The sequence below is a fragment of the Cytobacillus sp. FSL K6-0129 genome (genome assembly GCF_038007625.1).
Classification (GTDB): Bacteria; Bacillota; Bacilli; order Bacillales; family Cytobacillaceae; genus Cytobacillus; species Cytobacillus kochii.
Genome location: NZ_JBBOXM010000001.1, coordinates 1,368,474 through 1,380,930, shown reverse-complemented (window position 1 = coordinate 1,380,930; position 12,457 = coordinate 1,368,474). Strand labels below are relative to the sequence as shown.

11 protein-coding genes and 1 other annotated feature are annotated in these 12,457 nt (G+C 37.6%); of the genes, 8 read left to right on the top strand and 3 right to left on the bottom strand.

Annotated elements, in window-relative coordinates; genetic code table 11:
* Positions 1-6 precede the first annotated feature (6 nt).
* Positions 7-504: a L,D-transpeptidase gene (locus MHI57_RS06685; RefSeq protein ID WP_307313732.1), complete on the top strand. Its 498-nt coding sequence runs from the start codon at positions 7-9 to the stop codon at positions 502-504.
* A 90-nt stretch (positions 505-594) separates the two neighbouring features.
* On the opposite strand, the gene prli42 is transcribed toward MHI57_RS06685, so the two are convergent.
* A complete protein-coding gene (gene prli42 / locus MHI57_RS06680; protein ID WP_218971988.1) occupies positions 595-672 on the bottom strand; it encodes a stressosome-associated protein Prli42 in 78 nt (25 codons plus the stop codon).
* A gap of 189 nt (positions 673-861) precedes the next feature.
* Here prli42 and mce point away from each other — a divergent pair, with 189 nt between their 5' ends.
* From mce to MHI57_RS06655, 5 genes are all read left to right on the top strand, one after another.
* Positions 862-1,275, top strand: coding sequence for a methylmalonyl-CoA epimerase (mce, locus tag MHI57_RS06675; protein ID WP_307312959.1), 414 nt, complete (start codon positions 862-864; stop codon positions 1,273-1,275).
* Positions 1,275-2,825, top strand: a complete 1,551-nt coding sequence (locus tag MHI57_RS06670; protein ID WP_307312961.1) for an acyl-CoA carboxylase subunit beta — start codon at positions 1,275-1,277, stop codon at positions 2,823-2,825. Before mce ends, MHI57_RS06670 begins: the two co-directional genes overlap by 1 nt.
* Positions 2,826-2,937: 112 nt before the next feature.
* Complete coding sequence (locus tag MHI57_RS06665; protein ID WP_095372660.1) at positions 2,938-4,056, top strand: M20/M25/M40 family metallo-hydrolase; 1,119 nt, start codon at positions 2,938-2,940, stop codon at positions 4,054-4,056.
* 599 nt (positions 4,057-4,655) lie between these two features.
* Complete coding sequence (locus MHI57_RS06660; RefSeq protein WP_157733941.1) at positions 4,656-5,132, top strand: chemotaxis protein CheW; 477 nt, start codon at positions 4,656-4,658, stop codon at positions 5,130-5,132.
* A 47-nt stretch (positions 5,133-5,179) separates the two neighbouring features.
* Entirely contained in the window at positions 5,180-6,454 is a 1,275-nt protein-coding gene (locus MHI57_RS06655; RefSeq protein ID WP_328197505.1) for a DNA polymerase IV, read from the top strand.
* A 128-nt stretch (positions 6,455-6,582) separates the two neighbouring features.
* On the opposite strand, the gene zwf is transcribed toward MHI57_RS06655, so the two are convergent.
* A complete protein-coding gene (gene zwf, locus MHI57_RS06650; protein ID WP_307313734.1) occupies positions 6,583-8,046 on the bottom strand; it encodes a glucose-6-phosphate dehydrogenase in 1,464 nt (487 codons plus the stop codon).
* Positions 8,047-8,282: 236 nt separating this feature from the next.
* Here zwf and rnz point away from each other — a divergent pair, with 236 nt between their 5' ends.
* Both rnz and MHI57_RS06640 read left to right on the top strand, forming a co-directional pair.
* Positions 8,283-9,206 (top strand): ribonuclease Z, encoded by a 924-nt coding sequence (rnz, locus tag MHI57_RS06645; protein WP_340975431.1) that lies wholly within the window; start codon positions 8,283-8,285, stop codon positions 9,204-9,206.
* Between the two features lie 160 nt (positions 9,207-9,366).
* Positions 9,367-9,593 (top strand) — a binding site (T-box leader).
* A 139-nt stretch (positions 9,594-9,732) separates the two neighbouring features.
* The gene (locus tag MHI57_RS06640; RefSeq protein ID WP_095372664.1) at positions 9,733-11,085 is read left to right on the top strand and encodes a sodium-dependent transporter; all 1,353 of its coding nucleotides are present in this window, start codon (positions 9,733-9,735) and stop codon (positions 11,083-11,085) included.
* A gap of 174 nt (positions 11,086-11,259) precedes the next feature.
* On the opposite strand, the gene proC is transcribed toward MHI57_RS06640, so the two are convergent.
* On the bottom strand, positions 11,260-12,087 hold the full coding sequence (proC, locus tag MHI57_RS06635; RefSeq protein ID WP_095372665.1) for a pyrroline-5-carboxylate reductase: 828 nt from the start codon (positions 12,085-12,087) through the stop codon (positions 11,260-11,262).
* Positions 12,088-12,457 lie beyond the last annotated feature (370 nt).

The window sequence follows — 12,457 nt, the reverse complement described above, 5'->3', positions numbered from 1 at the left end:
AATGTGATGAGTCATCTTTTTCTAGTGTTAATGATTTCTCCACTTTGGCCCATTGGCCCAAACCCGTTACCGGGAGATCCTTTCGTGATTGTAAATAAGCGCACAAATGAGCTAACTTTTATTGATAATAGGGAGGTTCAACAGGTTGTTCATGTTGCTACAGGAAAGACTGATAGCTTAACACCAGAGGGTATGTTTACAATTATAGTAAAAGCGGAAAATCCTTATTATCGAAAAAAAGACATTCCAGGAGGAAAGAAAAATAATCCGTTAGGCACACGCTGGATGGGGTTTGATGCGAAGGAGACAGATGGCAGAATTTATGGCATTCACGGCACCAATGACCCAGATTCGATAGGTCACTATGTCTCTAATGGTTGTATTCGCCTGAAGAATGACCATGTTGAAGCTTTATTTGAGAGAATTCCTATTGGAACGAAAATATTAATTGTTTCAACTGATGAAACCACAGAACAATTAGCGAAAAAATATGGCGCGTTATAAAAGGACGGCTCAACATTCGGAATTTCCGAGTGCTGAGCCGTCCTTTTTCTTGTTAAGCTTCAAGTAGTTCCATGCTTTTTTAATTTTATATTAGAAGAACATCGTTAGACCCATTAGAAGTGTTGATGCAAGCATAACGAAAATCATCAAATAGACTATGATCTTCATTGTTTTTTTCGGCAATTTCTTTCACCCTCTCCCTTGAGTGGTATTCCTCTTTATTTTACTAGGATTTTCTCATTTGAACAACATAGAGTTTTTTTCTCGTATATTCGACATATTCGTGGAAAATTATTATAATTATATATAGTTAGAAAATAATGATATTTTTAAATAGATAGAATAGGGGGGATTTCGTTGATCAAAAAAATTGATCATATTGGTATCGCTGTTCGATCATTAGCGCAATCATTACCTTTTTATACGGAAACATTGCAATTACCTTTGTTAGGAATTGAAGAAGTGAAGAGTGAAGGCATTAAAGTAGCCTTTATTCAAATTGGGGAGACGAAACTTGAGTTATTAGAGCCGCAAACAGATGAAAGCGCTGTAGCGAAGTTTATCGCTAAAAGGGGAGAAGGTCTTCATCATGTGGCATTGGGCGTCCATTCTATTCAAGAGAGAATCGAAGAAATGAAAACAAAAGGAATTCAAATGATTCAAGATCAGCCAAAATTGGGTGCAGGTGGAGCGAGTGTAGCCTTCATGCATCCTAAATCAACTGGCAGTGTTTTATATGAATTATGTGAAAAGAAGGGAATGACAAGCTAATGGCAGACATCTATGAAAAAATTAACGAACTTTATGATCGTAGAAGAGAAGTAGAGCTTGGTGGCGGAGACGAAAGAATTGAAAAACAACATGAAAAAGGAAAACTAACAGCAAGAGAAAGAATTGCTTTATTAGTCGATGATGGTACATTTGTGGAATTAAACCCGTTTATTGAACACCGTAGCAATGATTTTGGTTTAGATAAACAAAAAGGGCCTGGTGATGGGGTTATTACTGGATATGGAAAAGTGAACGGGCGTCCGATCTTTCTTTTCTCACAGGATTTTACCGTTTTTGGTGGTGCACTAGGGGAAATGCATGCAAAAAAAATTGTGAATGTTATGGACTTAGCCGCAGAGAACGGAGCTCCGTTTATTGGCTTAAATGATTCTGGTGGTGCCCGTATACAAGAAGGTGTCGTTTCTTTAGATGGATATGGACAGATTTTTTATAGAAATTCAATTTATTCAGGTGTTATCCCACAAATATCTGTTATTTTAGGTCCGTGTGCAGGTGGGGCTGTTTATTCGCCAGCTATTACTGACTTTGTTTTTATGGTCGAGAATACGAGCCAAATGTTCATTACAGGACCAAAAGTGATTGAGACCGTTACTGGAGAAAAAATTACGGCAGAAGATTTAGGTGGAGCAAACGTACATAATACGATAAGTGGCAATGCTCACTTTAAAGGAAAGACAGAGGAAGAGGTCATTGCGCAAGTTCGGGATTTATTAAGTTATCTCCCGCAAAACAATGAAGAACGCACACCAAGAAAAGCAGATGAATCAACAGATGATTATCGACCAGATTTAACGGATATCATTCCATTTGATGCAATTAGACCTTATGATGTTCGTAAAGTAATTGATCAAGTGGTGGATGCTGATTCTTTCTTAGAGGTGCAACCTGATTTTGCCAAGAATATTGTTGTTGGCTTAGCGAGGATAAAGGGAGAATCAATTGGACTTGTTTGTAATCAACCTAAAGTGATGGCTGGCGGGTTAGATATTGATTCATCTGATAAAGCAGCCCGCTTTATTCGTTTCTGTGACTCATTTAATATCCCATTAGTGACTTTTGAGGACGTAACTGGGTTCTTTCCTGGGATTAAGCAAGAACATGGGGGAATTATTCGTCATGGCGCAAAAATTCTTTATGCCTATTCAGAAGCAACGGTACCTAAGTTAACCGTCATACTGCGAAAAGCGTTCGGAGGGGCTTATGTAGCGCTGAATAGTAAATCTATTGGGGCAGACTTGGTTTTTGCTTGGCCAAACGCTGAGGTGGCTGTCATGGGCCCTCAAGGGGCAGCTAATATTATTTTTGCTAAGGAGATTGCCACGAGTGAAAATCCTGAACAAACGAGAGCGCAAAAAATAGAAGAGTATCGTGAAAAATTTGCCAACCCATATGTCGCAGCCAGTCGGGGTATGGTAGATGATGTCATTGATCCAAGAGAAACAAGAATAAAAATCATCCAGGCGTTAGATATGTTAAAAAATAAAAAGGAAACACGCCCGTTTAAAAAGCATGGGAATATGCCTTTATAGAATAAAACATTCTTTATTTGCTGATAAGTTTCGTTAGGAGTATACTAATTAGTGTTGAAGAGAACTGTTTAAAAGCATAATAAGGCTCGTGATATTTGGAGGTTATTGACGGATGATTAATGAAGAAAGACTGTTAAATGAGTTTTTAGAACTTGTGCAAATTGATTCTGAAACAAAGGATGAAGCACAGATTGCAAAAGTATTAAAAAAGAAATTCCGTGACATTGGAGTAGAAGTATTTGAAGATGATACGACTGCGGTGACAGGGCATGGAGCGGGCAACTTAATTTGTACACTTCAAGGAAATAAAGAAGGCGTTGACCCTATTTATTTCACATCTCATATGGATACGGTTGTGCCTGGTATCGGGGTCAAACCTTCAATTCAGGATGGTTATGTAGTTACAGATGGCACAACGATTTTAGGTGCTGATGATAAGACTGGGTTAGCGGTAATGCTTGAAATCGTCAAAGTACTTAAAGAGCAAAATATTGCTCACGGTACAATCCAATTTATAATTACTGTCGGTGAAGAATCTGGACTAGTTGGTGCAAAAGCATTAGACTCTTCTCTCATTCAAGCAAAATTCGGCTATGCTCTTGATAGCGATGGAAAAGTAGGTAATATTATTGTTGCTGCGCCGACACAAGCGAAAGTGAGAGCAACGATGATTGGCAAAACGGCACATGCTGGAGTAGCACCAGAAAAAGGTATTTCTGCAATTACGATGGCATCAAAAGCGATTTCTAGAATGCCTTTAGGTAGAATTGATGAAGAAACAACAGCCAATATCGGTCGCTTTGAAGGCGGAAAACAAACAAATATCGTATGTGATCATGTCGACGTTCTTGCGGAAGCACGCTCTCTCATTGCTGAAAAAATGGAAGCGCAAGTTGAGAAAATGAAAGTGGCATTTGAAAGTGCAGCAGAAGAAATGGGTGGCAGAGCAGAAGTTAATATTGAAGTGATGTACCCAGGATTCAAATTTGCAGACGGTGACCATGTTGTCGAAGTTGCCAAAAAGGCGGCGGAAAAAGTAGGGCGTAAACCGGAATTATTGCATAGCGGTGGTGGCAGTGATGCCAACATTATTGCTGGATTTGATATTCCTACAGTAAACTTGGCAGTAGGTTATGAAGAAATTCACACAACGAACGAAAGAATGTCTATCGAAGAACTCAATAAGTTAGCTGAAATGGTAATAGCAATTATCGAGGAAGTAGCAGCTTAAATCCTCACGATAGAGCATAGCTACAGCTCAAGTAAGGCCAACCTTGAAAGTCGCAGAGCACATTTTAATTTGTGCTAGCGGCTTTCTTTTTTGTTGATGAAAAATTATTCTTAGAGTGGTTTTGGTGAACATAAATGAGAAGAAAAGTAGGAGAATGAGTTGGACGGATAACCTTCATACACAGCGAATCTTTGCTAATTATTAGAAAGGTATATGAGCAAATGGGGTGTGCTCGTTCAATTCAAAAAGAAGAAAGTTTGGAAGTACATCATGTTAACGTGCAAAAGACAAAAGGATAAGTCAGAGGGTTGCACAAGTCACGTTTTCGTACAAAAAGCACTAGAAAATAGATGAATTTGCGATTATTTATTCCCGTAGTACATATTTGTACGTTCTTAAATAACCAAAATTGTACATCGTTAGAATTGACATTTACATAAATGATCCCAATAGAATTCAGTGGAAATGTTGTGAAGAACATGATAGAACCCTATCAAACATATAATTCTCCATTAGGAAAATAGTCCCTACTCTTCTCTCTTCTTTTTTACTAATTATATGATATATTTTTACTATGAACAAAAGAAGGAGTGAATCTTTTGGATAAATATATTGTGTTTCGATGTAGGCAGGAAGAGTATGCGATTACTATTGATCAGGTCATTGCTATAGAACGGGCAGAAGGTTTTACATCAGTCCCACAACTCCCGCATTATGTAAAAGGTATGATACGTTCTCGGGGCCACCTTGTCCCGGTTCTTGATATTGAAATGATATTTTATGATCGAGCGATTGAAGAAAGTAACGATAGAAGAATCATCATCATTCAAGGAGAAGAATTTGAATACGGTTTACTTGTTGCGGAAACGAAGGAGATTATTGATATAGCGGAAGGTCTTATTGAAAAGCCAGGACTTCTTTTACATATTCGTCTAGACTACTTAAAAGGGATTGCTAATTTTAAAAATAGATTAATTTCTATCATTGACAGCCATCGCTTCTTAAGCTCATTGGATGGTAATGTTTCCATTGCTGAATATATTACAGAATCTAAAGAAGCAGAGGCAGCTTTATAATCTATTTGCTATAATTGGAGGATACAAACCTAAAGGATGTGCTTTAAGTGAATTCAATGTATCCTAAAGCAGGCCGAGTGATTTTACATGTTGATATGAATAGTTTTTATGCATCTGTAGAAATGGCCTATGATCCGACATTAAAGGGGAAGCCTATTGCTATTGCTGGAAATCCTGAGGAGCGTAGAGGGATTATTGTTACTTGCAGCTATGAAGCAAGGAGATTTGGCGTAAAAACAACGATGCCATTGTGGGAAGCGAAAAAGTTATGTCCGCAATTAATTATTTTACGCCCTAATTTTGAAAGGTATCGTGCAGCGTCAATTGGTATGTTTGAGGTGCTTAATCATTATTCAGATCTTGTAGAGCCTGTCTCTATTGATGAAGGGTATATGGATATTACTGCTAGCGAACAGTTTGGCACTCCTATTGAAGTGGCTTCAATTATTCAGAACCGTATAAAAGAGCAGTTAGATTTACCTTGTAGTATTGGCATTGCACCAAATAAATTTTTAGCCAAAATGGCCTCTGATATGAAGAAGCCTCTTGGCATTACAATATTAAGAAAAAGGGATGTGCCTAGTAAATTGTGGCCTCTTCCTGTAAAAGAAATGCATGGTGTTGGTCAGAAGACAAGTGAGAAGCTTGATAGTATGCGTATTTATACGATTGGTGATTTAGCGAAGGCAGACACGTTCATGATAAAATCTTCATTAGGCATTAATGGTGAGCGTTTAAAAGATAGAGCAAATGGCATAGATTCACGTCCGGTTGATCCAGAAGCTGCCGAGGAATTTAAAAGTATCGGTAACTCAACGACACTCCCTCGGGATATGAGTAAGCAGAAAGAACTTTTTGAAGTGTTGAATCAACTCGCTTTTAAAGTGTCTACGAGGCTAAAACGAAAAAAAGTCTATGCTACTGGTATAAGCGTGATGATCCGTTATAAAAACCGCCATACGATTACGAGAAGTAAAAAAATTGGTTTTGCTATTCAGTCAGTGGAAGAAATCTATAATCAGGCTCAGCATCTCTTTATGAAACACTGGAGTGGTGATGCTGTGAGGTTGCTTGGCATAACTGGTACGGATCTTGTCGAAAAAGGACAAGCTGTGAAACAATTAGATTTATTTCATTATGAAGAAGACGCCAAAAAAGAGCCTCTTTACCAAACCATTGAAAGTTTGAGGAAAAAGTATGGCCCATCGATTGTTGATCAGGCAGCGTCTCTTGAGTCTATACAAAAGAAAAAAGCCAATATCGGTACATCAACCAGCTTTAATAAAGATTTTTTACAGCGATTAAAAAAAGAGAAAGAATAAGCGAAAACATGTACACCACAAACTATCTTGTTGTGGTGTTTTTTAAATCTTAAAAATTGAACCTAAAAATAAAAGCAAGGCATAAGGTTTTTTTCCCTTATGCCTTGCTTTTATATTGTACATTCATATTAACGATAGTCGCCACTTTCTACCGGCCACCAGTGGAAGCCGTCTTTTTCTAATAACTCGTCAGCCGCTTTTGGACCCATTGTTCCCGCTTCGTAGTTTGGAAATTGCTCTGCTTGTTGGTTTTCCCAAACTTGTGAGATCTTATCGACGAAGCTCCAAGATAAAGCTACTTCATCCCAATGAGCAAAGTTGGTTGCGTCTCCGCGCATACAGTCATAAAGGAGTCGCTCATAAGCTTCAGGTGTGTTCATGTGATCGACACTATTGTTGGAGAAGTTGAGCTTTACTGGTGTGGCATTCATTGTGTCACCAGATTTTTGTGCGTTTAAGTAAAGACTAATTCCTTCATCTGGTTGGATATGAATGACGAGTAAATTAGGGTTTAACGTCTTTTCATGCTGATAGTATAAATTCATTGGAATATCCTTGAATTGAACGACTATTTTTGTTGATTTCGTTGCCATCTTTTTTCCTGTACGGATGTAAATAGGAACACCGGCCCAACGGAAATTGTCAATTATCAGTTTTCCGGCAACGAAAGTTTCGGTATTGGAGTCAGCTTTGACCATCGGTTCTTGACGATAACCGTTAATTGGCTCATTATTTTTGTTGCTTGGTCCATATTGGCCACGAACAAAATTCTCCTTTACAGCCTCTCCTTCAAGTGATTTCAAAGCACGGAACACTTTTACTTTTTCAGAACGGATTTCCTCGTCTGTCAGTTTAATTGGTGGTTCCATAGCAAGTAAGGCAACCATTTGCAGCATATGGTTTTGCACCATATCCCTAAGGGCACCGCTATTCTCATAATATCTCCCACGTTCTTCAACACCTAATACTTCACTTGATGTCACTTGGATATTAGATATGTAGCGATTATTCCATAGTGGTTCAAATATGGCGTTGGCGAAGCGAATGACCTCTATATTTTGGACCATTTCTTTTCCTAAATAATGATCTATCCGATAAACTTCTTCCTCAGCAAACGCTTGGCGAAGGCGATTGTTCAATTCTATTGCTGAAGGTAGATCATGACCAAATGGTTTTTCAATCACTAAACGTTTAAAACCGTCAACATCTGTTAGTCCATCTGATTTTAAATGATCGGCAATTGTGCCAAAGAATTCTGGTGCCATCGCTAAATAGAAAATGCGATTACCTTCTAATTGATAATGTGTATCTAAGTCATTTGCTAGTGTTTTTAACGCTAAATAAGAACTGGAATCTGTAACATCATGGGAATGATAATAAAAGTGTGTGATAAACTCATTAAGGTCATCATGATGCCCCTCAGCTTCTTCAATAGATTGTCGCACACTTTCTTGAAAAGCACTGTTCGTTAGTTCTCGTCTAGCAACGCCAATGATACAATAGCGTTCAGATAGTTTTCCTCTTTTAAACAATCGGTAAAGTGATGGAAATAGTTTACGTTTCGCTAAGTCACCTGTTGCACCGAATATCATAATCAAAGCAGTTGGATTTTCTGAATTATTCACAATGATATTCCTTTCTATGTAAAAAAGTTCTATTTTTTAGGTTCATCTCAACGATGAAATATATACCCACTCAAGTATAAAATTTTATCGCTTAAAGTGAAAAACAGCAACCTTTTTTAAAAGGAAATAACTGTAGCGCTTTAGCTTTATGGTGTTTTTCTGTATGATGATAATAATGAATGAGGAGAAAGGAAGAAAAGGCAGTGAAAGTTTTTTTCTTAGGAACAGGTGCGGGTGTCCCTGCGAAAGCAAGGAATGTTACGAGTATCGCTTTAAAGCTTTTAGATGAAAGAAGAGCCATATGGTTGTTCGATTGTGGAGAAGCCACACAACATCAAATTTTACATACAACAATCAAGCCAAGAAGAATAGAGAAAGTTTTTATTACTCATCTTCATGGCGATCATATATATGGTTTGCCGGGATTTTTAGCTAGTCGTTCACATCAAGGCGGCAAAGAAAAGCTAACAGTGTATGGTCCAAAGGGAATAAAAGAATATATCGAAGTGTCTCTTTCGGTTAGTCAAACTTACTTGCAGTACCCTCTGGAGATTATTGAAATAGACGAGGGGGTCGTTTGTTGTGATGATCAATTCATAGTGACAGCGAAGAAACTTGACCATGGTATACCATCTTTCGGTTATCGGGTTGTAGAGAAAGATTTGCCGGGAACTTTAATGGCTGATCAATTGATAGAAGATGGTGTAAGGCCAGGTCCTATTTTTAAAAGAATTAAAGAGGGTGAGACAATTACTCTTGAGGATGGTCGCATAATTAATCCTAAAGATTATGTTGGGCCACCACAAATGGGGAGAATCGTGACTATTTTAGGTGACACGCGTTTTTGTTCGGCGGCAATTGAATTAGCACGCAATGCAAATTTACTTGTTCATGAGGCAACCTTTGCGAATGGTGAGGAACAGCTCGCACATGATTATTACCATTCAACAATTGCCCAAGCAGCTGCTGTAGCCCAGCAAGCGGGTGTAGAACAATTATGTCTCACACATATTAGTTCACGCTATGAACGTAGTGAGTGGTCACAGCTAGAAGAGCAGGCAAAGGTAGATTTTCCTGCAGCAGTCCTTGCTGAAGATTTTAAAGAAATAGATATCCCTAGGAAATAATTGCGTAGTTTATCGGTTTAACCAAATGCGACAGTAGGACCAACTCAGGACATAGGGAGAAATATCTGTTTCATTTTATCTTAAAAATTTAAAAAAACAGTTATTGACTTATAGATAGTAATCGTACTATAATCACATTTATACTTTTAAAATTATATTTTATAAAGCAATGAAGAGAAACTAGTAAACCTTATTTCCCTAGTAAAGAGAGTCAGCGGTTGGTGTGAGCTGAACTATAAATAAGATGAATTTCATTCTTGGAGCTTTTTCTTTGCTGTCATGTTCGGCCGAAGACAGTAAGGACGGTTATCAATACCGTTATGAATTCGAGTGGAAAGTCGCAAGCTTTCAAAAAGGGTGGTACCGCGTGAGTCACACGTCCCTTTATGAGCTTTGCGGCTTTTTTGTTTTATTTTCAATAAGGAATAGAGGATTTTTATAGCAAAATTCACGTAGACAAATGTCCTAATTTCCAGGGATGAAATAATGGGGAAGATATAGATAAAGGTTAAAAAAGGAGGAAAAAATCATGCAAAACGAACAATGGTCTTCTAAGCTTGGATTTATTCTTGCTTCTGCAGGTTCAGCAATTGGCTTAGGCGCGATATGGAAGCTACCCTATGTGACTGGGGAAAGTGGTGGTGGCGCTTTTATTTTATTATTCATTTTGTTCTCTTTATTTATTGGTTTTCCATTACTGCTGGCTGAGTTTGTTATCGGACGCAGTACAGGAAAAGAAGCGATTACTGCCTATAAAACGATTGCACCTAAAACAAAGTGGCATTGGGTTGGTTACTTAGGCGTATTTACTTCTTTCTTATTACTCTCTTTTTATAGTGTAATCGGTGGCTGGGTTATTCAATATTTATTTTATGGAGTAACAAGTGATAAAGGTGTAGGGATGTCGGGGTATGAGAGTCTGTTTAATGAAACTGTATCTAATCCGTATATTTCTTTAGGTGCACAGGCGTTATTCCTCATCATTACAATTTTCGTTGTTGCCAAGGGTGTACAGCAAGGGATTGAAAAGGTAAGTAAATTTATGATGCCAGCATTATTTATCTTGTTTATTATTATTATTATTCGTTCTGTTACATTAGAAGGCGCCTCAGAGGGAATAAAGTTCTTCTTGCAACCCAATTTCTCTTTATTAAACTCTGAAAGTTTATTATATGCGATGGGGCAATCATTCTTTTCTCTTAGTGTAGGGATTTCTGTAATGGTTACGTATAGTTCTTACTTATCAAAGAAAGAAAGTTTGTTACAACCGGCACTTTCTGTTGTCGCAATGAACTTATTCATTTCTATACTGGCTGGTTTGGCCATCTTTCCAGCCGTCTTTTCATTAGGGTTTGAGCCAACTGCTGGCCCTGGCCTACTATTCATCGTCTTACCAGCTGTATTTGATCAAATTATTTTTGGAAAAGTTTTCTTGTTGTTATTCTTAGCTTTGTTCTTATTCGCGACACTGACTTCTGCCTTTTCAATGCTTGAAATTGCAGTAGCTTCGGTTACGAAAGGAGCGACAAAAAATAGGGGTAAAATCGCTTGGTTATTTGGTTTGGCGATATTCATTGTCGGAATTCCTTCTAATCTTTCTTATAGCTTACTATCTGACATAACTATTTTTGGTAAATCTATTTTTGATAGTGCTGATTTCTTAGTGAGTAATATTCTTTTACCTTTTGGTGCTTTGTTGATTGCTCTATTCGTATCATATCGAATGAAAAAAGACTTATTAAAAAGCGAAATTATCATGAACTCTACGGCGCTGACAGGGGTATTTAATGTTTGGTTCTTTTTGATGAGATATATCGTACCAATCATTATTGTAATTGTGTTCTTAGATTCTTCTGGTTTATTTAATCTATTCAAGTAACAATTGAAAGACTGAGACAATATCAAGATGCTAATCGAGTGATAGAAATACGAGCAAATGGTGGTAATCCTGTTTGTTCGTATTTTTTTGTCTCAGTCCCTATCTATAATCAAGAAAGAATGCAAAAAAATGATGAATGTGCAGCAGTGTAAATATTGATACCAATTTATTAGGTTAAACTTTCATGTTATTAGCAAAAATCTCACCAAGCTTTTTAGACTGTGCTGTCGCTGCTTTAATGCATTCTACAAATGCTTCTTGTACCGCATGTGCTTCGAGTACCTTTAATCCTGCCTCTGTTGTTCCTCCAGGGCTAGTGACCTCTTTTCGTAATTGTGCAGATTCCTTTGACGATCTCTCAAGCATTTCTGCAGCACCTATTAAGGTTTGAATAATAAACTTTTTCGCTACCTCTTTTTCGAGCCCTATTTCTACTGCACTTTTTTCCATCGCTTCAACTAGATAATAAATATAGGCTGGACCACTTCCAGATAATCCTGTAACCGCATCTAAGTCTTCCTCTTTTACGATGGTCGTTAAACCAACTGTTTCAAACATTCCTTTAACTGTTTCTAATTGTAAATGGTTTACATTATGATTGATGGCTAATGCACTGGCAGATTTACCAATTGTTGCTGAAGTATTAGGCATGGCTCGAACAATAGCTAGGTCTGTGTCTACCATTTCTTCAATAGAAGTAATGGATACCCCTGCTAAGACGGAGACGATTAACATGTCTTTACGTAAATAAGCTCGAATACTTTGAATCGCTTCTCCAACATCCTTTGGTTTCATAGCTAAGCAGACGATATTGACATGAGAGAGGATGTCTTTTATGTCATAAGATATGTTGACACCATAAGATTGTTGTAATTCATAGAGTTTTTCTTGATTGCATTTGTTTGTTACCCATACATTGTTTCCACTTACTAATTTTTGCGTAATGATGCCAGATATTAGAGCTTCAGCCATCGAACCTGCGCCAATAAATGCGATTTTCATTTTTTTTTCCTCCTTGATAATGTTGATAAGGTTCGTACTTGCAAACTCCGTCAAGGTCAATAAAAAAAGCCCCTTCATCCTGTAAAGGACGAAAGGACGTGCTTCCGTGGTACCACCTTCATTTGTCATGTTCTTTAAATTAGAACAGACAATCTCGAATCCGTTAACGCCGGCTACGGTTAGTTTTGCTAACACTCATAAGGTAGGTTCGATGGACTAGTGGACGGTGAAACCTTTCAGCCTAATTGAGTTTCACTCTCTTTTCGTCTTATGTTCATCTACTATTCTTATTCATCGCGTTAAATCATTAATTTATTGTGATTATGAGGGATAACAAGGGAAATTGTCAATAACATTTTCATTCGTTTTT

Excerpts from the sequence above, each read along its gene's own strand:
- zwf (WP_307313734.1), bottom strand. The coding sequence starts at position 8,046 with ATGATATTCGGTGCAACAGGTGACTTAGCGAAACGTAAACTATTTCCA.
- proC (WP_095372665.1), bottom strand. The coding sequence starts at position 12,087 with ATGAAAATCGCATTTATTGGCGCAGGTTCGATGGCTGAAGCTCTAATA.
- MHI57_RS06665 (WP_095372660.1), top strand. The coding sequence starts at position 2,938 with ATGATTAATGAAGAAAGACTGTTAAATGAGTTTTTAGAACTTGTGCAA.
- MHI57_RS06685 (WP_307313732.1), top strand. The coding sequence starts at position 7 with ATGAGTCATCTTTTTCTAGTGTTAATGATTTCTCCACTTTGGCCCATT.
- prli42 (WP_218971988.1), bottom strand. The coding sequence starts at position 672 with ATGAAGATCATAGTCTATTTGATGATTTTCGTTATGCTTGCATCAACA.
- MHI57_RS06670 (WP_307312961.1), top strand. The coding sequence starts at position 1,275 with ATGGCAGACATCTATGAAAAAATTAACGAACTTTATGATCGTAGAAGA.